20 protein-coding genes and 1 pseudogene are annotated in these 20,592 nt (G+C 68.4%); 10 read left to right on the top strand and 11 right to left on the bottom strand.

Going from position 1 to position 20,592, the window contains the following annotated elements; all coding sequences use genetic code 11:
• Nucleotides 1-79: 79 nt before the first annotated feature.
• Nucleotides 80-874, top strand: coding sequence for a crotonase/enoyl-CoA hydratase family protein (locus tag WDLP6_RS34320; protein ID WP_162595733.1), 795 nt, complete (start codon nt 80-82; stop codon nt 872-874).
• On the opposite strand, the gene WDLP6_RS34315 is transcribed toward WDLP6_RS34320, so the two are convergent.
• Nucleotides 862-1,977 (bottom strand): NADH:flavin oxidoreductase/NADH oxidase, encoded by a 1,116-nt coding sequence (locus tag WDLP6_RS34315; RefSeq protein WP_162595732.1) that lies wholly within the window; start codon nt 1,975-1,977, stop codon nt 862-864. The two genes, WDLP6_RS34320 and WDLP6_RS34315, sit on opposite strands and share 13 nt — an antisense overlap.
• 150 nt (nt 1,978-2,127) lie before the next feature.
• On the opposite strand from WDLP6_RS34315, the gene WDLP6_RS34310 reads away from it, so the two are divergent.
• Nucleotides 2,128-2,901, top strand: a complete 774-nt coding sequence (locus WDLP6_RS34310) for a hypothetical protein (RefSeq protein WP_162595731.1) — start codon at nt 2,128-2,130, stop codon at nt 2,899-2,901.
• A gap of 11 nt (nt 2,902-2,912) precedes the next feature.
• Here the strand turns inward: WDLP6_RS34310 and WDLP6_RS34305 are convergent, their stop codons facing one another.
• Nucleotides 2,913-3,215 carry an enoyl-CoA hydratase/isomerase family protein gene (locus WDLP6_RS34305; RefSeq protein WP_162595730.1) on the bottom strand — a complete coding sequence of 101 codons (303 nt, stop codon included), beginning with the start codon at nt 3,213-3,215 and terminating at the stop codon, nt 2,913-2,915.
• A 137-nt stretch (nt 3,216-3,352) separates the two neighbouring features.
• Here WDLP6_RS34305 and WDLP6_RS34300 point away from each other — a divergent pair, with 137 nt between their 5' ends.
• Nucleotides 3,353-3,955, top strand: coding sequence for a DUF2889 domain-containing protein (locus tag WDLP6_RS34300; RefSeq protein ID WP_162595729.1), 603 nt, complete (start codon nt 3,353-3,355; stop codon nt 3,953-3,955).
• A 19-nt stretch (nt 3,956-3,974) separates the two neighbouring features.
• Here the strand turns inward: WDLP6_RS34300 and WDLP6_RS34295 are convergent, their stop codons facing one another.
• Nucleotides 3,975-4,988 carry a Bug family tripartite tricarboxylate transporter substrate binding protein gene (locus WDLP6_RS34295; protein WP_162595728.1) on the bottom strand — a complete coding sequence of 338 codons (1,014 nt, stop codon included), beginning with the start codon at nt 4,986-4,988 and terminating at the stop codon, nt 3,975-3,977.
• 163 nt (nt 4,989-5,151) lie between these two features.
• Here WDLP6_RS34295 and WDLP6_RS34290 point away from each other — a divergent pair, with 163 nt between their 5' ends.
• The 3 genes from WDLP6_RS34290 to WDLP6_RS34280 are packed head-to-tail and all read left to right on the top strand — an operon-like array spanning nt 5,152 to nt 8,172.
• Nucleotides 5,152-5,916, top strand: coding sequence for a class II aldolase/adducin family protein (locus tag WDLP6_RS34290; RefSeq protein ID WP_162595727.1), 765 nt, complete (start codon nt 5,152-5,154; stop codon nt 5,914-5,916).
• A 49-nt stretch (nt 5,917-5,965) separates the two neighbouring features.
• Entirely contained in the window at nt 5,966-7,129 is a 1,164-nt protein-coding gene (locus WDLP6_RS34285) for an acyl-CoA dehydrogenase family protein (RefSeq protein WP_162595726.1), read from the top strand.
• 5 nt (nt 7,130-7,134) lie between these two features.
• The gene (locus tag WDLP6_RS34280; RefSeq protein WP_162595725.1) at nt 7,135-8,172 is read left to right on the top strand and encodes an acyl-CoA dehydrogenase family protein; all 1,038 of its coding nucleotides are present in this window, start codon (nt 7,135-7,137) and stop codon (nt 8,170-8,172) included.
• Nucleotides 8,173-8,180: 8 nt separating this feature from the next.
• Here the strand turns inward: WDLP6_RS34280 and WDLP6_RS34275 are convergent, their stop codons facing one another.
• Nucleotides 8,181-9,719, bottom strand: coding sequence for a class I adenylate-forming enzyme family protein (locus WDLP6_RS34275; RefSeq protein WP_162595724.1), 1,539 nt, complete (start codon nt 9,717-9,719; stop codon nt 8,181-8,183).
• Nucleotides 9,720-9,892: 173 nt separating this feature from the next.
• Between WDLP6_RS34275 and WDLP6_RS34270 the strand changes: the two genes are divergently transcribed.
• Genes WDLP6_RS34270 through WDLP6_RS34255 form a run of 4 tightly spaced genes read left to right on the top strand, consistent with a single transcriptional unit; the run spans nt 9,893 to nt 13,690 of the window.
• Nucleotides 9,893-10,804, top strand: a complete 912-nt coding sequence (locus tag WDLP6_RS34270; RefSeq protein ID WP_162595723.1) for an SMP-30/gluconolactonase/LRE family protein — start codon at nt 9,893-9,895, stop codon at nt 10,802-10,804.
• A gap of 20 nt (nt 10,805-10,824) precedes the next feature.
• Nucleotides 10,825-11,847, top strand: coding sequence for a Bug family tripartite tricarboxylate transporter substrate binding protein (locus WDLP6_RS34265; protein ID WP_162595722.1), 1,023 nt, complete (start codon nt 10,825-10,827; stop codon nt 11,845-11,847).
• 19 nt (nt 11,848-11,866) lie between these two features.
• Nucleotides 11,867-12,766: a hypothetical protein gene (locus tag WDLP6_RS34260; RefSeq protein WP_162595721.1), complete on the top strand. Its 900-nt coding sequence runs from the start codon at nt 11,867-11,869 to the stop codon at nt 12,764-12,766.
• Nucleotides 12,767-12,805: 39 nt separating this feature from the next.
• Nucleotides 12,806-13,690: a TauD/TfdA dioxygenase family protein gene (locus WDLP6_RS34255; protein ID WP_162595720.1), complete on the top strand. Its 885-nt coding sequence runs from the start codon at nt 12,806-12,808 to the stop codon at nt 13,688-13,690.
• 211 nt (nt 13,691-13,901) lie between these two features.
• Here the strand turns inward: WDLP6_RS34255 and WDLP6_RS34250 are convergent.
• The 7 genes and pseudogenes from WDLP6_RS34250 to WDLP6_RS34220 all read right to left on the bottom strand — a co-directional run.
• Nucleotides 13,902-14,183, bottom strand: a pseudogene (locus WDLP6_RS34250) (DDE-type integrase/transposase/recombinase); the annotation flags it as partial.
• A 128-nt stretch (nt 14,184-14,311) separates the two neighbouring features.
• On the bottom strand, nt 14,312-15,295 hold the full coding sequence (locus tag WDLP6_RS34245; RefSeq protein ID WP_269475614.1) for a hydroxymethylglutaryl-CoA lyase: 984 nt from the start codon (nt 15,293-15,295) through the stop codon (nt 14,312-14,314).
• Nucleotides 15,292-16,509: a CaiB/BaiF CoA transferase family protein gene (locus tag WDLP6_RS34240; RefSeq protein ID WP_162595718.1), complete on the bottom strand. Its 1,218-nt coding sequence runs from the start codon at nt 16,507-16,509 to the stop codon at nt 15,292-15,294. The genes WDLP6_RS34245 and WDLP6_RS34240 overlap by 4 nt, the downstream gene beginning before the upstream one ends.
• Nucleotides 16,506-17,666 (bottom strand): alpha/beta fold hydrolase, encoded by a 1,161-nt coding sequence (locus WDLP6_RS34235; protein WP_162595717.1) that lies wholly within the window; start codon nt 17,664-17,666, stop codon nt 16,506-16,508. Before WDLP6_RS34235 ends, WDLP6_RS34240 begins: the two co-directional genes overlap by 4 nt.
• Before the next feature lie 14 nt (nt 17,667-17,680).
• Entirely contained in the window at nt 17,681-18,817 is a 1,137-nt protein-coding gene (locus WDLP6_RS34230; protein ID WP_162595716.1) for an acyl-CoA dehydrogenase family protein, read from the bottom strand.
• 6 nt (nt 18,818-18,823) lie between these two features.
• Entirely contained in the window at nt 18,824-20,017 is a 1,194-nt protein-coding gene (locus WDLP6_RS34225; RefSeq protein WP_162595715.1) for an acyl-CoA dehydrogenase family protein, read from the bottom strand.
• Nucleotides 20,014-20,592, bottom strand: coding sequence for an isochorismatase family protein (locus WDLP6_RS34220; protein ID WP_162595714.1), 579 nt, complete (start codon nt 20,590-20,592; stop codon nt 20,014-20,016). The genes WDLP6_RS34225 and WDLP6_RS34220 overlap by 4 nt, the downstream gene beginning before the upstream one ends.

Below are 20,592 nucleotides of genomic sequence, written 5' to 3'. Positions count from 1 at the left end.
CATGGCCCGGCGGCCTTTGTGTATTGGACTTTTGGCGGCGTGCCCGCCAGACTCGCCGGCACCTGAGAGGACACCAGAGATGACAGACTTCTTGTTGTACGAGCAGACGGGCGCCATCGTCACGCTCACCATGAACCAGCCCGAGCAGCGCAACCCGCTGACCGGCAACACGGCGGTGGCGGAATTCCTGGTCGCGATCGATCGCATCCACGACGACCGCAGCGTGCGTGCCGTGATCCTGACCGGCAACGGGCCGTCGTTCTCGGCCGGCGGAGACATCCGCGAGATGCAGCGCCAGTCCACCGCCGAAGTGAGCGAGATGGACATCCGCCACGACTACCGCCGCGGCATCCAGCGCCTGACGCTGGCGCTGTTCAACCTCGAGGTGCCGGTGATCGCCGCGGTCAACGGCCATGCCATCGGCGCAGGCCTCGACCTGGCGTGCATGTGCGACATCCGCATCGCGTCCGACAAGGCGCGGTTCGCGGAGAGCTTCGTGAAGCTCGGCATCATCCCCGGCGACGGCGGCGCATGGCTGCTGCCGCGCACCGTGGGCCTGTCGCGCGCGGCCGAGATGGCCTTCACCGGCGACGCCATCGATGCCAGGCAGGCGCTCGAATGGAACCTGGTGTCGCGCGTCGTGCCGGCCGAAGAACTCATGCCCGCGGCACGCCAGCTTGCGGACCGCATCGCCGTCAACCCGTCGCACGGCGTGCGGCTGGCCAAGCGCCTCATGCGCGAAGCCATCCATTCGCGGCTGGACAGCATCCTCGAAATGTCCGCCGTGTTCCAGGCGGTCTCGCACAAGACCGACGACCATCGCGAGGCCGTGGCGGCCTTCCTCGAAAAGCGTCCGGCCAACTACGGCCGCTGAGGCCGCTGCACGCGCCCCTGCCGCTGGCCTACGGCGCGGCCATAGGCGATGGGCCAGGGCGCTGGTGCGCCGAGCGCCTCGGCCGCATGCACGGCCCAGAACGGATCGCGCAGCATGGCGCGGGCCAGGAACACGAGGTCGGCGCCGCCGCTTGCGATGATCTGTTCCGCCTGTGCGGCCTCGGTGATCTGGCCCACGGCGCCGGAGGCCACGCCGGCCTGCGCGCGCACACGGGCTGCGAAGGGCAACTGCATGATGGGACCGTCCGGCGGCATGGCGCCGGGAACGATGGCGCCGCTCGAACACACGACGAGGTCGACACCGGCTTCGCCCAGCAGCCCGGCCAGCCGCACGGCTTCGTCGGCCGTCCAGCCGCCCTCGACCCAGTCGGTGATCGACAGGCGTGCGGCCAGCGGCAGTTCGTCCGGCCAGGCCGCGCGCGCGGCCTTCGCCAGCGCGCGCGCGAAGCGCGTGCGGCCCTCGAAATCGCCGCCCCAGCCGTCGGTGCGCCGGTTGCTGAGCGGCGAGAGAAACTGGTGCGCCAGGTAGCCGTGGCCCAGGTGCAGTTCGAGGTACCGGAAGCCGGCCTCGAAGGCGAGGCCCGCCGCCGCGCCGAACTCGCCGATCGTGCGTGCGATGTCCGCCTCGCTCATCTCGCGCGGCATCGCGTTCAGCGGCGAAAAGAGAAGAGGCGAGGGCGCTTGCACCTGCCAGCCGCCTTCCGATTCGGGCACCGCATCGCGTCCGATCCAGGGGCTGCGCGTGCTGCCCTTGCGCCCGGCGTGCGCCAGCTGGATGCCGGGCACGCAGCCCTGGCCGGAGATGAATTGCGTGATCGGCGCGAGCGCGTCGGCATGCGCGCGCGACCACAGGCCGAGGTCCGCCGGCGAGATGCGCGCGTGCGGCGCGACGGCGGTGGCTTCCGCCACGACGAGCCCGGCGCCGCCCGGTGCGCGCATGCCCAGATGCACCATGTGCCAGGGCGTGGCCAGGCCGTCCGGGCCGCAGGCATACATGCACATGGGCGACACGCCGATGCGGTTGCGAAAGCGAACGCCGCGCAAGTCGAAAGGAGAGAAGAGCCGGGAAGCCGTGGGTTCCATCGGCCGACACTAGCCGACGGTCATGCGGCAGCACAAGCGGGCGCGGCGAAATATCACATGCATGTGCAATGCGCGGCGGGCTCGGCGCCGGCGTTGTCTCGTTCCGCCATGTGGCCATACTGGCGGCAAGGAATCCGGAAGGCAAGGCAAATGGAACGCATCGGTATCGTCGAAAGAAAGACCCGCACCCGCGTCTTCGATGAAGGCAACTTCCGCGGCTACACCGAGTACCTGATCGAGACCGAGGCCGGTCCGCGCCCCGCGCCGCAGGCCTTCCTGGTTCATCAGCAGCCCGGCTGGGTGCTACCCACGCACTTCCATCTCGAAGAGCAGTTCCAGGTGGTGACGCGCGGCGGCGGCACGCTGGGCGCGCATGCGCTCGACGCGGTGAGCATCCATTACGCTTCGCGCGAGGCCGGCTATGGCCCGCTCGTCGCCGGCCCCGAGGGCCTGGACTACCTCACGCTGCGCACCGTCACCGATCCGGGTGCGTGGTATCTGCCCGAGTCGCGCGAGAAGATGCGCAAGGGCCTGCGCAAGCGGCAGGAAAGCGTGGGCCCGATCCATGTGTCAACCTCGGCCTCGCTCGCCGGGCTGGCGCAGCCGATCACTGAAGTGCTGATCGCATCGGACGCCAGCGGCCTGGCCGCGTGGGTGGTGCGCGTGCCGCCGTGCGGCCGCGCCACCGCGCCTGCCCAGCGCGACAGCGGCGGGCGCTATCACGTGGTGGTGTCGGGCGCGCTCGTCGCGCACGGCGAAGCGCTGGGACCGCCGGCCTGTGTCTGGCATTCGGGGGACGAGGCGCCGATGGCGCTGCATGCCGGTGCCGCGGGCCTGGAAGTCCTGGTGTTGCAGTACCCGGCCTTCGCGCTCGACCCCGAGCCGCAGAGGATGCCGCGGCGCACGCCCGGCACCGGCGCCTGAGCCGCGGCCGCTCAGGCCTTCCGGCCGAAGCCCGCGAGCTGCCGCGAAGGGTCGGCCGCATAGCATTCGTGGATCGCGGCGAAGTCGCGCGATGCCTCGTCGCCCAGGCGCTGACGCTCCTTCAGGTCCACGCCCACGCAGAAGGCGCGCTCGCCGCAGGCGGTGAGCACGATGACGTCGATGCCCGCATCCGCCTCCATCGCACGGATGCCTTCGCGCAGCAGGCGGACACTGCGCATGTCCAGCGCGTTGAGCGCCGCGGGCCGGTCGAGCGTGACGAGGCCGACGCGGCCGGGCAGGGTTTCGAAATGCACAGGGTCTTCCATCCCCTCAGTGGGCCGCAAAGCGGGACGGCGCAAAAGCGTGGATGCGCGCACCGGCGCCATTCATCACATGCCTGTTGCTTTGCGCGCGCCGACGGCCCTTAGACTGAGGGCGGACCGGAGATCCCATGCCGCTTTCACACCCCCAGCCCCGCCAGCCGCTGAACGACCGCACCATCCGCTGCGAAGGCTTCCGGCGCGACGACGGCCTGTGGGAAGTGGAGGCCAGCCTGGTGGACACGCGCACCTACGAAAGCCCGACACCGTTTCGCCCCTCGGTACCGGCCGGCGGCAAATTCCACGAGATGTGGGTGCGCTTCGCGATGGACGATGCGCGCGCGCTGCGCGAGGTCGAGGTCCGCATCGACAGCCATCCCTTCCCCGAATGCCCCGGCGCCGTGCCGAATTTCCAGCGCCTGGTCGGGCTCAGGCTGGGCGCGGGCTTTCATCGTGAGCTGCAGGCGCGCGTCGGCGGCGAGGCCGGCTGCACGCATGTGCTGACGCTGTTCCAGACCATGGCGACGGTGGCCATCCAGACGCTGTCCAGCCAGATCCGATGGAACGATCGTGCCGCGGCCGAGCGCGTCTACGGCGTGCCGCCCGACGGCGGACCACCGCCGGTGGTCGGCGCCTGCCTGGGCTACGGCAAGAGCGGCGAGATGGTGCGCCGCATCTACCCCGAGCATTACGTCGCGCCGAAGGCCGGCGCACGGGATGCGGTCGGTGGGTGACGGCGGGTGAGGGCGCCGGTCAATCGTCCAGCTTGATGTTCGCACTCTTGATCACGCCCTGCCATTGCGCGATGTAGCGGCGCACGATGCGGTCCATCTCCGCCTGCGAGGAAGGCGCGGCTTCCATGCCCGCGCCGCGCAGCTTCTCGATCACGTCGGGCTCCCGCAGCGCGCGCCCCAGGTGTTCGTTGAGCTTCGCGGCCACCGGCGCAGGCACGCCGGCCGGCGCGAAGAAGGCGAACCAGGTGGTGATGTCGAAGTCCTTCATGCCCAGCTCGATCATCGTCGGCGTGTCGGGCAGCGCGGGCACGCGCCTGGCGCTGGTGACTGCCAGTGCGCGCAGCTTGCCCGACTTGATGTGCGGCAGCGGCCCGGCGATGCCGCTCATGGATACCTGGATCTGGTTGCCCAGCAGATCGGTCAGTATCTGCGCGGTGCCGCGGTAGGGGATGTGCACCAGGTGGATGTCCTGCGCCTGCTTGAACATCTCGAAGCTCAGGTGGGTGAGCGACGCCGTGCCGTCCGAACCGTAGCTGAGCTTGCCCGGGTTGGCCCTGGCATAGGCGATGAACTCCTTCATGGTCTTCGGCGGCAGCGCAACGTTCTCCACCACGACCAGCGGAATGTCGACGGCCTTGGAGAGCGGGATCAGGTCCTTGAGCGGATCGAAGCCGACGTCCTTGCGTACGTAGGGCGTCAGCGTGACGAGGCCGTTGCCGATCAGGCCGATGGTGTAGCCGTCGCCCTTCGATTGGGCCAGCGCCAGCGTGCCCAGCATGCCTGCCGCGCCGCCGCGGTTGTCCACGATGACCGGCTGGCCGAGCGAATGCGTGAGCTTCTCCGCCACCAGCCGCGCGGCCATGTCGGTCGGGCCGCCGACGGGGAAGGGGACGATCAGGTGGATCGGTTGTGCCGGCCATGCGGCCGGCTGCGCGAAGGCGAAGGGACTGACGGCAAGGGCCAGTGCGAGGCCCAGCAGATGGCGGCGAAGGGCACGCTGCGCGAAGGCGCCGCGCGGGATGGCTGGATTCATGGTCGTTTCCTCTGTGCGTGGGATCAGTCCCGTTGCGACGAATGCTACGGCCGCATGCGGCGTGTACCGTGCCGCGCACAGAGTCGGCGGCAATTCATCACGTATGTGGAAATCGTGCGCGGCAACTGGCGAATGCGAGGGCCCGGGCTTACGCTTCGCATCAATGAAACCTTCATCGATGTCGGACGCCGAATGGCAAGTGCGGCTGGACGTGGCCGCGTGCTACCGGCTGCTTGCGCACTACCGCATGACGGACCTGATCTACACGCACGTGTCGGGCCGCATTCCGGGCGAGGAGGAAGCCATCCTCATCAATCCCTACGGCCTGATGTTCCATGAGATCCGCGCCAGCGACCTGGTGCGGGTGGACCTCAGGGGCAATCCCGTCACGGAGATCAATGCGCCGATCAACCGCGCGGGCTTCTTCATCCACAGCGCAGTGCACGAGGCGCGACCGGACATCGCCTGCGTGATCCACACGCACACCACGGCGGGCATCGCCGTCGCGGCCCAGCAGGCGGGCCTGCGGATGATCAGCCAGCACGCGCTGCGCTTCCACGGCCGGCTGTCGTACCACGAGTACCTGGGCGTGGCCGACGACGATGCGGAACGCCGGCGCCTGGCGCACGACCTCGGCGACAACCTCTCGATGCTGCTGCGCAACCATGGCATCCTGGGTTGCGGGCGCAGCGTGGCCGAGGCCTTCATCGAGACGCACTACCTTGAGCGCGCCTGCCAGGTCCAGGTGGCCGCGCTCGCGGGCGGCACGCCGCTGTCGGTGCTGAGCGATGCCGTGTCCGCGACCACGGCCCAGCAATTCGATACCGCGCGCGACCGCCGCAAGACGCAGGACGGCCGCACCTTCACGCTGGAATGGACGGCGCTGCTGCGCATGCTCGACCAGATCGACAGCTCGTGGCGCGAATGAGCGTCGCATGGCGCGCCGTCGCGCCCGCACCTTCTCTTCTCGACCGTTCATGACCGTTTCTTCCCTGCACCTCGAACTGCCCGCGTTGCCCGGCGAGCTGATGGCGCTGCGCCGCGAGGTCCGCGGCTTCGTCGCCGCCGAGCGCGCCGCCGGCGGCCTGCCGTACCCCGACAAGGTCGGGCTCGGCTTCTCGCCCGAGGTCTCGCGCAGGATCGCCGCGCGGGGCTGGATCGGCATGACTTGGCCGCGCCGCTACGGCGGCCACGAGCGCACGGCGCTGGAGCGCTACGTGGTGACGGAGGAACTGCTGGCCGCCGGCGTGCCCGTCGGTGCGCACTGGATCTCGGACCGGCAGAGCGGACCGGTGCTGCTGAAGTTCGGCACCGAGGCGCAGAAGCAGGAATACCTGCCGCGCATCGCGCGCGGCGAACTGGCCTTCTGCATCGGCATGAGCGAACCCGACTCGGGTTCCGACCTGGCCTCGCTGCGCACCAGCGGCACGCGCGTCGACGGCGGCTGGCGCATCAACGGCGCCAAGCTCTGGACCACCAACGCGCACCGCGTCGACTACATGATCGCGTTGGTGCGCACGGCCAGGGCCGACGAAGGCAACCGGCAGTCGGGCCTCACGCAGATCCTCATCAAGCTGGACAGCCCGGGCGTGGCCATCCGCCCGATCCGCAGCATGGTGGGCGTGCAGGATTTCAACGAGGTGGTGTTCCAGGACGTGTTCGTGTCCGATGCCGACGTGGTGGGCCAGCCGGGCCATGGATGGAACCAGGTTAGCGCCGAGCTGGCCTACGAGCGCAGCGGCCCCGAACGCTGGCTCAGCAGCTTTCGCCTGCTGGCCGAGCTGGTGCAGGCCGCGGGCCCTCGTCCCTCGGACGCGAGTGCGATGGAGATCGGCCGGCTGTTCGGCCAGCTGATGGCCGTGCGGCAGATCTCGCTGTCGATCGCCAGCATGCTGCAGGCCGGCAAGACGCCGAACCTGGAGGCCTCGATCGCCAAGGACATCGGCACGCGGCTCGAGCAGGAGATCGTGCGCACGGTGCGCAGCATCGTCCATGCCGACGCGCTGTTCGAAGGCGCCGATCTGCCCGCGCTGCGGGCGCTGCTGGCCAGCGCGCAGCGCTATGCGCCGGCCTTCACCATCCGCGGCGGCACCGGCGAGATCCTGCGCGGCGTGATCGCGCGCGGACTGGGCCTGAGATGAACGACATGAGCCAGGACAACGACAACGATAACGATAACGACACGGCGCAGTTCGCCGACATGGCCGAGCGGCTGTTCGGCGACATCGCCATGCCGGCGCGCATCGAATCGGCCGAGGACGGCACGTTTCCGCAAGCGATCTGGACGGCGGTGGAGGAGGCCGGCATCGGCCTCGCGCTGGTGCCCGAGGACGCAGGCGGCATCGGCGCCGGGCTGGCCGGTGCCGCGGCGATCCTGCAGGCGGCCGGCCGGCATGCGCTGCCGGTACCGGTGCTGGAACTGATCATGGGCAACGCACTGCTGGCACTGGCCGGCCGCGAACCGGCGGCCGGGCCGCTGTGCCTCCTGTTCGCCGACGGCGAGGCCTTGCCGACGCGCATGCGTGGCGCGGCGTGGGCGGGTGCGTCGGCGCAGGTGCTGGTGGTCGCGCGCGCGGGCACCGGCGCCGGCGCACGGTTGGCCGTGCTGCCCACGTCCGGCCTGCGGCTGCAGGATTCGATCGCGGATGCGGCGGGCGAGCCCGCCTCCGATTTCGAGCTGCCGCCAGCCGTCGACTGGCTGCCGATCGACGGCATGGATTTCGATGCCTTGCTGCGCCGTGCGGCCCTGCTGCGTGGCGCGCAGATGATCGGTGCGATGCGCTGGTGCCTGGAGCGCACCACGGCCTACGCGCTGGAGCGCAAGCAGTTCGGCCGCGAGATCGGCAAGTTCCAGGTGGTGCAGCAGATGATCGCGGAACTGGCCTCGGCGGTGGTCGCCGCGCATGCGGTGCTGGATGCGGCGATCGCCGCCCCCGATGACCGGGTGATCGTGGCGGCGGCGCGCTCGCGCCTGGGCGATGCGGCCGACACCGTGTTCGCGCTGTCGCACCAGGTGCATGGCGCGATCGGCTTCAGCTACGAATACGTGCTGCACTTTCGCACCCGGCGCCTGATGGCCTGGCGCGACCAGTTCGGCAGCGTTCCCTACTGGCGGCGCCAGCTGGCCGCCGCGTTCGCCGGCTGTCAGGCGGACGAGGTCTGGCCCCTGCTGGCGGGGACGTGAAATGAATCTCAGCGGCCTTCGGCGCGGTGGGCTTCGCGCAGCGCCACCTTGCTCACCTTGCCGGTCGCCAGGCGCGGCAGCGCGTCGACGAAGACGAGTTGCTTCGGGCATTTGTAGCGGGCGATCTGCGTGGCGGCGAATTCGATCAGCTCGGCGGCACTGACGGCCGCGCCGGGCTTGCGCACCACGTAGGCCTTCACCGCTTCGCCCCAGCGCACGTCGGGGATGCCGATGACCGCCGACTCGGTCACGTCCGAGTGGCGGTGCAAGGCTTCCTCCACCTCGCGGCTGTAGATGTTCTCGCCGCCCGAGATGATCACGTCCTTCTTGCGATCGATCAGGAAGAGATAGCCCGCATCGTCGAGCACGCCGATGTCGCCGGTGCGCATCCAGCCGCCGGCGAGCGCCTCCAGCGTGGCCGCGGTGTTGTTCCAGTAGCCGTCCATCACCGATGCGTTGCGGAACCAGACCTCGCCGGGCAGGCCCGGTGCGCAATCGGCGCCGCGCTCGTCCACCACGCGCAGCTGGCCGTGCGGCAGCGAGTGGCCGACCGAGCCGATGCGCCGGATCTCCTCGGGCGTGCCGCGCGGGCGCAGCTCGTGGCGATAGAGGCTGGCGATCTGTCCTTCGGTCATGCCGTACTGGACCATGATGGCGCGGCCCATGCGCGCGATGGCGCGCTCCAGCAGCGGCACGGGGATCGGCGCGCCGGCCATGCCGACGGTGACGAGACTGCTCAGGTCGTGGCTGTCGATGTCGGGCTGGTCCAGCAGCATCTGCAGCTGGGCTGCGACGAGGAACATGGTGTTGATGCGCTCGCGCTGCACGAGGCCGGCCAGGCGCGACGCATCGAAGCCGCGCTCGATCACGCAGGTGCCGTAGCGCCAGGCCTGCGCCGCCCGCACATTCCTGGCGCCCACGTGGAAGAGCGGCGTGATCAGCAGCGAGCGACTGTGCGCCGCCATGTCCATCTCCTGCGCCAGCATTTCGGCCGTGGCCAGCACGGTGGCTTGCGTCGACAGCACGCCCTTGGGCCGGCCCGTGGTGCCGCTGGTGTAGATGAGCGAGGCGTAGTCGTCCGGCGTCGGCCCGAAAGGCGGGCCTGCCTCGTCGCCGCGGGCAAGCAGCGCCTCGCAGTCCTCGGCCCATGCCATGGCCTCGCCGATGCAGACGCAGCGCATGGCGGGCAGCGCAAGACGAAGCGTCGCCACCATCGGCGCGAAGGACGCCTCGAAGAACAGCACCGCGGGCGTGCTGTCGGCGAGGATCCATGCGATCTCGGGCGCGGCGAGCCGGAAATTCAGCGTGACGGCCATGAAGCCGGCCCATTCGCAGGCGCCGTAGATCTCGCAGTACGCGATCGAGTTCATCGAGAGCACGGCGACGCGGCCGTTGCGCGCGAGGCCTGTGGCGGCAAGCGCCGCGGCGAGCTTGCGCACGCGCTGCGCGTACTGGCGATGGGTGAGGACGCGCTCGCCCTGCACGTAGGCCTGGACGTCGGGGTACCAGCGCTCGTTGCGCTCGATGACAGTCTTGAGGGTCAGCATGAAGTGATGCCACTCTGAGGCGGCACGGGCCCGGCACGCAATGACGTTTGCCCTGCGAACGGCAATTCAGCACATACATGTTGAACGCAGCGCGTGCCGTCGAATGACGGCTGCGCGGCCTAAACTTTTGCGAGACTGAAGCGTGCCGCCGTGCGCGCGGCCCGGAGGTTTTTGTGAGGACAGTGCTGGACAAGTTGAGATTCCCCGAAGGGCCCGTCGTGCTGGACGACGGCAGCGTGCTGTGCGTGGAAGTCGGCGGCGGCGTGATCACCGGCATCGACGCGAAGGGCATGCGCCGCACCTGCGCCGAGACCGGCGGTGGGCCGAACGGCGCGGCGCTGGGTCCCGATGGCGCGCTCTACGTGTGCAACAACGGCGGGTTGAACTGGGTGCCGCGCGGCCGCTGGCTGCTGCCGCACGGCACCGCGCCTTCGTACGTCAGCGGATCGATCCAGCGTGTCGATCTGAAAACCGGCGCGTGCACCACGCTCTACGACAGCTGCAACGGCGTGCGGCTCAAGGGACCGAACGATCTCGTCTTCGACCACCACGGCGGCTTCTGGTTCACCGACCACGGCAAGGTGCGCGAGCGCGATACCGACCGCGGCAGCGTCTACTACGCGCGCGCCGACGGCAGCCTGATCCGCGAGGTCGTGTTTCCGCTCATCACGCCCAACGGCATCGGCCTCGCGCCCGACGGCAAGACCCTGTATGTCGCCGAGACCGACACAGCGCGGCTGTGGGCCTGGGCCATCGATGCGCCTGGCGAGATCGCGCCGATGCCCTGGCCGGCATCGCCCAACGGCGGGCGCCTGCTGCATGCCGCGTCCGAGTACATGCGCTTCGATTCGCTGGCGGTCGAGGCCGGCGGCAACGTCTGCATCGCCACCATCATCAAGGCCGGCATCACCGTCGTGTCGCCGCAAGGGCAGCGGATGGAACACGTGCCGATCGACGGCGAGACCTACGTGACCAACATCTGCTTCGGCGGTCCCGATCGGCGCACGGCCTACGTGACCCTGTCGGGCAACGGCGAGCTGGTGGCCCTCGACTGGCCGCGACCCGGCCTGGCGCTGGCCCACTGAATCAACTACCAGGAGACACCATGAAGAAATCCGCGACGAACCTCTCGCGCCGCGCCGGGCTTGCAAGCCTCGCCGGACTGGCGCTGGCCGCCGGCCTGTTCGCGCATGCGCCGGCATGGGCGCAAGCCCGCTTCACCAAGCCGATCCGTTTCATCGTGCCCTATCCGCCGGGCGGACCGACCGACCTCACGGGCCGCGTGTTCGCAGAAAGGCTCTCGACGATCCTCGGCACGCCGGTGATCGTGGAGAACAAGCCAGGGGCGCAGGGCGTGCCCGCCATGCAGCAGTTCCTGCAGATTCCGGCCGACGGGCATGCCATCTATTTCGGCACGCTGTCGACGCAGGTCGTGTTCCCGGTCATCAGCGCCTATCGCAAGCAAGCGTTGCCGTACGACGCGCGCAAGGATGTGGTGCCGGTCAGCCTGATGGGCGGCAGCGCGCTCGCCTTCGCCTCCAGCACCAAGGCCAACATCGGCAGCTTCAAGGAACTGATCGCTGCCGCCAAGGCGAACCCCGGCAAGCTCAACTTCGGCTCCGACGGCATCGGCAGCCTGACCCATCTGGGCGGCGAGATGCTCAACCAGATGGCCGGCATGCAGACCGTGCACATCCCTTACAAGGGCACGGCCGAGTTCACCCAGGCGCTGATCAGCGGCGACATCCAGTACGCATGCTCGGGCATCGTGGGCCTGTCCACGCTGCAGAAGTCGGGCAAGGCCAAGGTGCTTGCCATCGCCGGCGAGCACCGCAGCGACCTGTTCCCCGACGTGCCGACCACCGGCGAGCTGGGCTATCCGGGCCTGGACCTGACGTCCTGGTTCGGCGTGTTCATGAAGGCGGGAACCCCCAAGCCCTATGTGGATGCCGTCGCCAAGGCCATCGTGCAAGCCTCGCTCGAACCCGAAGTGATCCAGCGCCTGAGCGCGGCCGGCGTGACGATGGGCATGTCCGGCACGCCCGAGCAGTTCCAGACCCGGCTGGATACGGACTTCAAGCGCTGGAGCGGGGTGGTCGAGAAGGCCGCGATCAAGTTCGAGAACTGAACCCTTCAAGGAGCCCGACATGTCCGTGGCAACGTTGAACCCGGCCGAGCGCGACGCGATCTTCCATGTGCCCGAAGGCGCCTTCGACCGTGGGCTGGCAGAGGTGCCGCCCTGCCTCTTCGCCGACGAGCAGCGCAGGGCGCTCGGTCGCAACGCGCCGACCGGCCTGATCGCGATGGACCTGTCGTCCATGCTGGGTCTGGGCTGGCCGGCCACCACGCCGGCCATGCTGGCGCGCTATGTGGTGCTGCGTGGCGGCGATTCGATCTCGCATGCGTTCGAGGCCACGGGCGAGGTGTTCTACGTGATCCGCGGCGAGGGAGCGACGCAGGCCGGCGAGGCGCGCATCGAGTGGGCGGCGGGCGACCTGTTCGTGCTGCCCGGCGCCAGCGCCACGCAACACGAGGCCCGCGCGGACAGCGTGCTGTTCTGCGTCACCAACGAGCCCGAGATCTGCTATGGCGGCGTGCGGGCGCCCATGGCGGCCGACAACCAGGTCGTCGCGCCGGCGCTGTTCAGGTCCGCGAAGATCGATGAATCGCTGGGCGTCGTGCAGGCGCGCACCGGGCCGCAGCGCACGGCAGGCAAGTCGGTCATCTTCGCGACGACGCCGATGGCGCGCATGAAATCCATCCTGCCGACGATGACGGCCGCGGTGAACACGCTCGAGCCCGGCGGCAACCAGCGCCCGCACCTGCACAACGCCGCGGCGCTCACGCTGGCCATCGAGAGCGAAGGCGTGTACTCCATGGTGGCCGGCGAGCGCATCGACTGGATTCCCTTCGGCCTGATGGTCACGCCTGCGCGTGCGATGCACTCCCATCACAACCGCGGCGCGGGCATGATGAAGTCGCTGGTGCTGCAGGATGGCGCGCTCTACTACCAACTGAGGAATCCCGGCTTCGCCTGGACCGCCTGATCGCCGAGGCCCCAACAGAGAGAACGCAGCGACATGCACATGCCATTTCAAGTCAATCGCATACATCCGCTTTTCTTCGCCGAAGTGGTGGGATTGGATCTGCGCCAGGAGCTCAGCGAGGCCATGCGATCGGCCGTGACGGCGGCCATCGACACGCACGGCGTGCTGGTGTTCCGAGACCAGGCGATTGACGACGAGCAGCAGTTGCGCTTTTCCAGCTACTTTGGACAGCCTCAGCGCTCCATTACCTTGCAGCGCCAGAACCTCGAGCGACGCTTGCAAAGGGAAGAACTCAGCGACATCTCCAATGTGGACGAACACGGCTTTCCCCTGGGCGTCGATCATCCTCGCCGCCTCTACGCGCTGACGACCAAGCTCTGGCACACCGACAGTTCGTTCCGCAAGCCTTCGGGGAAGTACACATTCCTGTGCGCGAAAAGCCTCCCGGAGCAAGGAGGCAACACCGAGTTTGCCGACATGCGTGCGGCCTGGGATGCCCTGTCGCCGCAGAAGCAGCAGGTGCTTCGCACGCTGCAGGTGCAGCACTCGCTGGCCTTCTCGCGCAGCCTCATTCCCGGTTCGCCACCGCTGGACGAAGCCGAACGCAGAAGTTTCGTGCCGTGCGTTCAGCCGTTGGTGCGCGTCCATCCGGGCTCCGGTCGTCCCGGGCTCTACCTCGCCTCGCATGCCGAGCGCATCGTCGGTCTGCCTGACGACAAAAGCCGCCAGCTATTGGATGAGCTGATGGCCTTTGCCACTCGGCCAGAGTTCGTGCATGCGCACGTTTGGCGTCCAGGGGATCTGCTGATGTGGGACAACCGCTGCACCATGCATCGCGCCATGCCCTTCGACGAGACGAAATACGTGCGTGAACTCCGTCGCACCACCGTCGCGGAGGAGTTGCACGAACCTGGGACCTCGTAGGATGCCAGCCAGGTTCTGGTGCGAATTTCCAGCGATGTCGGACGACGTGTCGCGCCAGTCCAGCCGAAAGCACCGCGTTCCAGATCACGGGCGCAGCTTGGCTCGCAATGCGCAGTCGGTTGAGATTGCACTGGCCCTTGCGGATGCGATCTCAGCGGCGTGTCCTTCCAACCGGCGTTCTGCGCGGATAGTTCAATTCCCGCACGGCACGATGCGAGGCGGCGTAGCCGTCCAGCGTGATGCTCAGCCGGAAGTCGACGGTCTGACCTTCCCGATCGACGGCTCGGTAGAGATAGGTCCACTTGCCGCGGATCTTCACATAGGTCTCGTCGACGCGCCACGACCGACCGGCCTTGCGGGCAACGCGATTCCAACGCTTCTCTAATTCGGGCACGAAACGCTGGACCCAGCGCATGATCGTGGTGGGAGCGATGGCAAGGTCGCGCTCGGCCATCATCTCCACCAGGTCACGTAGGCTCAGCTTGTAGCGTAGGCATCCTTCTCCGGTTCCATCGTCAACATCCTCGATGCAAAGACGTCGACCTTCCTCCATCAACAATCCATTCGCAAGAACGCGGACGCTCGGACATTTACTTCGCACCAGAACCAGCCGCCGTCGAATCAGGAACCGACGGCGGCTTGCATCGATTCGCGGACGTGCGCCCGCTCAACGATCTGTTCGAAGTCGGCGGGCCGCGGATAGCGCCGATCAGCAGACCCTGCACGCCAGACCTGCCCGCGAATCTCGTGACCGACGATGCCGGGCAGTTCCGCCGCGCAATCGATGAGTGCCTGCAGATCGACGCCGGTATCGCAGCCGACCGCCTCGAGCATATGAACCAGGTCCTCGGTGCAGATGTTCCCGCTGGCGCCCGGCGCGAAGGGGCAGCCGCCCAGACCGCCCAGCGAGGCATCGAAGCGCGTAATGCCTGCCTCCAGCCCCGCCAGGGCATTGGCCAGACCCATGCCGCGCGTGTCGTGCAGATGCAGTGTGAGCGCAACACCGGGCCAGCGCCCGGCCAAACCGGCGCAGGCCTTGCGAACCTGCGCCGGGTCGGCCATGCCAGTGGTGTCGCACAGCGTGATTCCAGCAACGCCGCTGCCGACGAACTCGTCGGCAATGTCCAGCACGTCATCAAAGAGCACCGCGCCTTCCATCGGGCAGCCAAAGGCGGTGCCGATGGACAGCGCTACTTTGGCGTGCTCGCCCGCAAGCCGGCAGACCTCGCGCAGCGCATGGCGCGATTGCCGCCGCGTCATGCGCGTGTTGGCCAGGTTGTGGGTCTCGCTGGCCGAGACCACGAGGTTGAGTTCGTCGGCGCGCGCATCCAGGGCGCGCTGCGCACCGCGCAGATTGAGCACGAGGGCGGCATAGACGACGCCCGGCCGACGCTCGATGCGTTGCATCAGGGCATCGGCATCGCGCAACGCCGGGATGGCACTGGCGGAGGTGAAAGAGGTCACCTCGATCTTGGTCAGGCCGGTTCGCGAGAGCGCATCGACCATGCGCGCCTTCTCATCCGTCGGCACGAACACGGCCTCGTTCTGCAGACCGTCGCGCATGAAGACCTCGTGGACGTGTACCTTGCGCTTCGATTCGCTCACGCGATCACTCCTCGCGCGCGCAGGGCCTGCAATTCGACATCGCCGACGCCGGTCGCGCGCAGTACCGCATCGGTGTGTGCGCCTAGAGCGGGTCCGCCGCCGCTGAAGCCTCCTGGCGTATCGCTGAGCTTGGGCACTACCCCGGGCACGGTCAGCGCGCTGCCATCGGGCAATTGCAGCTTCTGCAGCATGCCGCGCGCCTGGTAGTGCGGGTCCCCGACGATGTCCTTCACGGTATAGGGCTTGCCCGCCGGGACTTTGGCGTCGGCCAGAGCGACGAGCGCCTCGTCCAGCGTCCGCGTTCGGGTCCAGGCGCCGATCGCCTCGTCGATCGTCTCCACGTGCTTCACGCGGCCCGGGTTTCCCACGAGCGCCGTGTCCCGGCCCAGGTCGTCGCGGCCGATCAGATCCATCAGCCGCTTGAAGATGCTGTCGCCGTTGCCGGCGATCAGCACGTAGCGGCCATCGGAACAGGGATAGGCATTGGTCGGCGCCACGCCGGCCAACGCGCTGCCCGCGGGCTCGCGCTGCAGGCCGTAGCGGTCGTATTCGGGAACGGCTCCCTCCATCATGTTGAAGACCGACTCGAAGAGCGCCACGTCGATGACCTGCCCGCGGCCGTCGCGCGTGCTGCGGTGATAGAGCGCGAGCAGAACCCCGATGACGCCGTGCAGTGCCGACAGCGAGTCGCCGATGCTCACGCCGGGCCGCACCGGCGGCTCGCCAGGCATTCCGGTGATGTGGCGCAGCCCGCCCATGGCCTCGGCGATCACGCCGAAGCCCGGCAGGTCACGCAAGGGACCGGTCTGGCCGTAGCCCGAGATCCGCAGCATGATCAGGCCCGGATTCACGGCAGAAAGGGCCTCGTAGCCCAGGCCCCAGCCTTCGAGCGTGCCGGGGCGGAAGTTCTCGACAAGCACGTCAGCCGTCTCGACCAACTTGCGGACCAGCGCCTGGCCCTCGGCCTGACGCAGGTCGACCGCAACCGACTTCTTGTCGCGCGACTGCACGTGCCACCAGACCGCCGTCTCGCCTTCGGGTGCACGCCAGACGCGCAGCGGATCGCCGGTGCCGGGTGGCTCGATCTTGATGACTTCGGCACCGAAGTCGGCAAGCGTCTTGGCCGCGAACGGCCCCGCGATGAGGCTTCCGAGTTCGACGACGCGGATGCCGTCGAGCGGTCGCGTGGCGGTCGTGTTTGCGGTGCTGCTCATGCTTCGAAGCGGCCTGCCCACGCGTCGATCAGGTTCACGGCATGGGTCAGATGTTCGGGCTGGCCCTGGAAATAGTGATTCGCACCCTGGATGCAATGCATCGTCTTGTCCTTGCTCGCGCAGGCACGAAACACGCGGCCAGTGTCGGGCTGGGGCACGGCGTCGTCGGCACTGTGCTCGATCGCCAGCAGCGGCACGCTCATGCGCGCGGCGCAGCGTTCGCTGTCGGCACGCGAATCGTCGATCGACCATTGCGATAGCCAGCCCCGCAGCGTGGAGAAACGCGCGAGGCCCACGGGGCCGGTGTTGGCGGTCTCCGGCACGCCGAGATAGCAGCGCCCGATCGGGCGGTCGTTTTGCTCGATGGTGCCGTCGAGGAAGCGCGGCTCGGCCAGCGTGCGATGGGTGACGAAGCCGCGCTCGAGCTCGGCGCCACCCCGCCGCCGCAGGTCCTCCAGGGTCTCGCGGACGCGGGCCGTGATGTTGCGCACGCGCTGCTCCTGCGCCTGCCGGTAGGCACGCAGCCAGTCGGCGGGGTAGGGCGGGCGCACGGGCAGATTCGGCGAGTACAGGTCGAACTCGGGGTTGCGATCGTCGGGGTTCGACTCGTCGCGCACCGACGGGTCGATCCAGTCGCACAAGGTTCGCGCGCGCGAAAGGTGAGCGGCCTCCACGATCACGCCATCCGCGGGCATCAGCTCGGCAACGGTCAGATCCACCGGATCGCCCGCCGGCGTCTGCTTGATGTCCGGACGCTCGGCCTGCGACTGGTAGAACAGCGCGAGCGATCCGCCGCCGGACCAGCCGAGCAGCACGACCTTGCGGTAGCCCAATCGCTCCTTCGCATGGCGCACGCAGGCGCCGAGATCGAGCGCGACCTTCTCGTAGATCAGCGGCGCATCGTTCTTCACGTAGCGGCTGCCCATGCACAGCACCGCGTGGCCGGCGCAAGCGAGCGCAGACGGCAATGGCAACAACTGCAGCGTGGTGCTCGGATGCATCAGCAGGAACAGCGTGCGGCTGTGCTCGCCGACCGGGCGGATCAGCACGCCCTCCAGGTTGACGGTGCCCTGGCTGCCGGCGAAGCCGTAGGTTTCGGTGAACTGGGTCTTCTCCTCGAAGGCTACGTGGATCCATTGATGTTCGATCGGTTGCATCGTCGTCCTCGCAGTCAGAAGTGCAGCATGGAGGCCACGCGATCCGCGTGGAAGTCGCAGTCGCCCAGCAGCGCGCCGGCCACGCGTGCCCGCTTGAGGAAGAGGCCGACGTCGAGTTCATCGGTCATGCCGACGCCGCCGTGCATCTGCACGGCCTCCTCGGTGACTCTGCGAGCCGCTTCGCCGGCCTTGCATTTCGCCACCGACGCGTGAAGGCCAGCACGCGGATCGCCATGGTCGCGCAGGCGCGCGGCCTGCATCACGGTCGATCGCGCCAGTTCGATCTGGCAATACAGATCCGCCGCGCGATGCTGCAGCGCCTGGAAGCTGCCGATCGGCTGGCCGAACTGCCGACGCTGCTTCAAGTAGTCTGTCGTGCGCAACAGAACTTCGTCGGCCATGCCTGCCAGCTCGGCCGCCAGTGCCAGGCGGCCGGCGTCCAGCACGTCTTCGAGCAGCGACCACGCCTGGTCGACTTTGCCGATCACGTCGTCCGGACCTGCGCGAACGCCGTCGAAAGCGACAGAGGCCGCGGCACGGCTGTCGATCATGTCCAGAGGCTGCACCGTAATGCCGGGCTGCCCGGCCTCGACCAGGAAAAGACTCAGGCCGTCTGTATCGCCCGCGCGCTTCGACGTCCTGGCCGCCACGACGAAGGCGTCGGCAGCCTGACCGTCGACGACGAAGCGCTTCTCGCCTCGCAAGATGAAGCCATCGCCATCGTGCGTTGCCGTGAGTGCGGTCCGGGTCGGTGCATGCTGCTGGCTTTCATCCACGGCCAAGGCGACGATGGCCTTGCCGTCGGCGATCCGTTGCAGCCAGCGATCGCGAAGGCTCGGCACCGCGCCTCGCATTGCGATCGCGCCCATCACCGCCGTCGATACGAATGGCGAGGCCGACAACTGCCGCCCCATCTCCATGCAGAGAAGGCTGCTGCCGAAATGGCCGAAGTCCGAGCCGCCATGCTGCTCATCCACCAGCATGCCGGCCCAGCCCATCGCAGCCATCTCCTGCCACACCTCGCCGCGGAACGCGGCCGCCACGCGCTCGTCGCGCAGGGCGCGCAAGTCCCGCGGCGAAGCGCGCCGCGCAAGAAACTCGCGCGCGCTCGCTGCCAGCATCGCCTCTTCATCTGTCGGTGTCAGTGACATCGTTTATCAACTCCCCGGAAGATCGAGCAGTCTCTTGGCCACGATGCCGAGCATGATTTCGGCCGTGCCGCCTTCGATCGAATTCGCTCTCGACCGAAGCCAGTCCTGCGCCACCGGACCGCCGTCGCGACGCGTGAAATCCCATCGCAACCCGTCCATCCCGGCCGCTTCGACGATAAGCCCCTGGCGGCGCTTGGCGATCTCGGCATTGCAATACTTGAGCACGGAAGAGCGATCGCCGATCTCCTGACCGCGGGCCGCTTCGTCGACGAAGCGCGCGATGGTCGCTTCGAGCGCCATGGCATCGATCTCCGCATGTGCGACGCGTGCGCGCAGTGCTGGATCGGCGATCCGGCCATCCTCGGCGCCCGTGAGTTCCTGCACGATGCTGCGCAGCGCGCGGCCGTCGTGCAGTCCGCGCGCACGGCCCGAGATCATCTCGCGCTCCTGCGTCAGCAGGTACTTGGCCACCGTCCACCCGCCGTGCAAGGGACCCACAAGGTTGTCCTTGGGCACGGCGACGTCGTCGAAGAAGGTCTCGCAGAAGGGCGACTTGCCCGATATCAGCTTGATCGGGCGCGTCGTCACGCCCGAGGTTGCCATGTCGAACATCAGGAAGGAGATGCCCCGGTGCTTCGGCGCAGCACTGTCGCTGCGCGCGAGGCAGAAGATCCAATCGGCCTGGTCGGCATAGCTGGTCCAGATCTTCTGGCCGTTGACGACGAAGTGCTCGCCGCGGTCTTCGGCCCGCGTGGACAGGGACGCGAGGTCCGATCCCGCCCCAGGCTCCGAATAGCCCTGGCACCAGCGGATCTCGCCCCTGGCGATGCGCGGCAGGTGCAGACGCTTCTGCGCTTCCGTGCCGAACTTCAGCAGCGCCGGCCCGAGCATCCAGATGCCGAAGCTCTCCAGCGGCGAGCGCGCATCGATGCGCATCATCTCTTCATCGAAAATGCGCAACTGCTCCGGCGAGAGACCGGCGCCGCCATAGGCGCGCGGCCAGCCCGGCACAGTGAAGCCGACGGCAGCCGCTCGCTCCATCCACAGGCGCTGCGCGTCGCAGCTGAAGACCCATCGCCGGCCGCCCCAGCAGATGTCGTCCTCGCCGAGCGGCGGGATGCGCATCTCCGGCGGGCAATTGCCCTGGAGCCAGTCGCGGATCTGTGCGCGGAACGCATCCGGCGCGTCTTCGAAGTTCATCGAGTCACCATGTCATAGACGACGCCGATCACGGCGCCTCCCTGCGGCTGGGTGAAGTCGCCTGCGAATTCGCCTGCCAGCGCGACCACCGATGTCGTCGTGACGCCGGCCGCGGCCAGGCGCCGGAATGCCGCGTCCTCGGACCGCGTGCTCAATCCGCCGCACGCATCCTCGACCACCAGTACGCGATAGCCGTTGGCAGCGGCCGAGAGGCTGAGCAGCTGCACCGCGATCTCCGTCGCGACGCCCGAGATCAGCAGCGTCTTGCGCCCGCTCTTCTCGATGGCCTGGCGGATGGCGTCGTTGGTCCAGGAGTCGGGCGCCGAGCGTTGCAAGGGCCGGTACTTCGCCACGACCTCGGCGAGTTCGGCGATCGGTTGGGCGGGGCCGCCACCGTGGTCGGGAATCACCGAGACGACCACCGGGATGTCCAGCGTCCTGGCCAACTTGGCGAGACCGCGCACGCCGCGGCGCAGGTCGTCCTTCTCGATGGTGAGTGGCAGGTCGACGATGCCGGCCTGCAGGTCGGCGAACACGATGAGCACGTCCGAAGGAGACAACTTGGGGTCTTTCAT

The organism is Variovorax sp. PBL-E5, assembly GCF_901827185.1.
GTDB lineage: Bacteria > Pseudomonadota > Gammaproteobacteria > Burkholderiales > Burkholderiaceae_C > Variovorax.
This window is presented reverse-complemented; position numbering and strand designations above follow the sequence as displayed.

Bases quoted from the DNA above. Each gene is read 5' to 3' on its own strand.
- WDLP6_RS34230 (WP_162595716.1), bottom strand. From the start codon at position 18,817: ATGTCACTGACACCGACAGATGAAGAGGCGATGCTGGCAGCGAGCGCG.
- WDLP6_RS34255 (WP_162595720.1), top strand. From the start codon at position 12,806: ATGCCATTTCAAGTCAATCGCATACATCCGCTTTTCTTCGCCGAAGTG.
- WDLP6_RS34275 (WP_162595724.1), bottom strand. From the start codon at position 9,719: ATGCTGACCCTCAAGACTGTCATCGAGCGCAACGAGCGCTGGTACCCC.
- WDLP6_RS34240 (WP_162595718.1), bottom strand. From the start codon at position 16,509: ATGAGCAGCACCGCAAACACGACCGCCACGCGACCGCTCGACGGCATC.
- WDLP6_RS34285 (WP_162595726.1), top strand. From the start codon at position 5,966: ATGACCGTTTCTTCCCTGCACCTCGAACTGCCCGCGTTGCCCGGCGAG.
- WDLP6_RS34320 (WP_162595733.1), top strand. From the start codon at position 80: ATGACAGACTTCTTGTTGTACGAGCAGACGGGCGCCATCGTCACGCTC.
- WDLP6_RS34310 (WP_162595731.1), top strand. From the start codon at position 2,128: ATGGAACGCATCGGTATCGTCGAAAGAAAGACCCGCACCCGCGTCTTC.
- WDLP6_RS34315 (WP_162595732.1), bottom strand. From the start codon at position 1,977: ATGGAACCCACGGCTTCCCGGCTCTTCTCTCCTTTCGACTTGCGCGGC.
- WDLP6_RS34300 (WP_162595729.1), top strand. From the start codon at position 3,353: ATGCCGCTTTCACACCCCCAGCCCCGCCAGCCGCTGAACGACCGCACC.
- WDLP6_RS34265 (WP_162595722.1), top strand. From the start codon at position 10,825: ATGAAGAAATCCGCGACGAACCTCTCGCGCCGCGCCGGGCTTGCAAGC.
- WDLP6_RS34260 (WP_162595721.1), top strand. From the start codon at position 11,867: ATGTCCGTGGCAACGTTGAACCCGGCCGAGCGCGACGCGATCTTCCAT.
- WDLP6_RS34225 (WP_162595715.1), bottom strand. From the start codon at position 20,017: ATGAACTTCGAAGACGCGCCGGATGCGTTCCGCGCACAGATCCGCGAC.
- WDLP6_RS34295 (WP_162595728.1), bottom strand. From the start codon at position 4,988: ATGAATCCAGCCATCCCGCGCGGCGCCTTCGCGCAGCGTGCCCTTCGC.
- WDLP6_RS34290 (WP_162595727.1), top strand. From the start codon at position 5,152: ATGAAACCTTCATCGATGTCGGACGCCGAATGGCAAGTGCGGCTGGAC.
- WDLP6_RS34280 (WP_162595725.1), top strand. From the start codon at position 7,135: ATGAGCCAGGACAACGACAACGATAACGATAACGACACGGCGCAGTTC.
- WDLP6_RS34235 (WP_162595717.1), bottom strand. From the start codon at position 17,666: ATGCAACCGATCGAACATCAATGGATCCACGTAGCCTTCGAGGAGAAG.
- WDLP6_RS34220 (WP_162595714.1), bottom strand. From the start codon at position 20,592: ATGAAAGACCCCAAGTTGTCTCCTTCGGACGTGCTCATCGTGTTCGCC.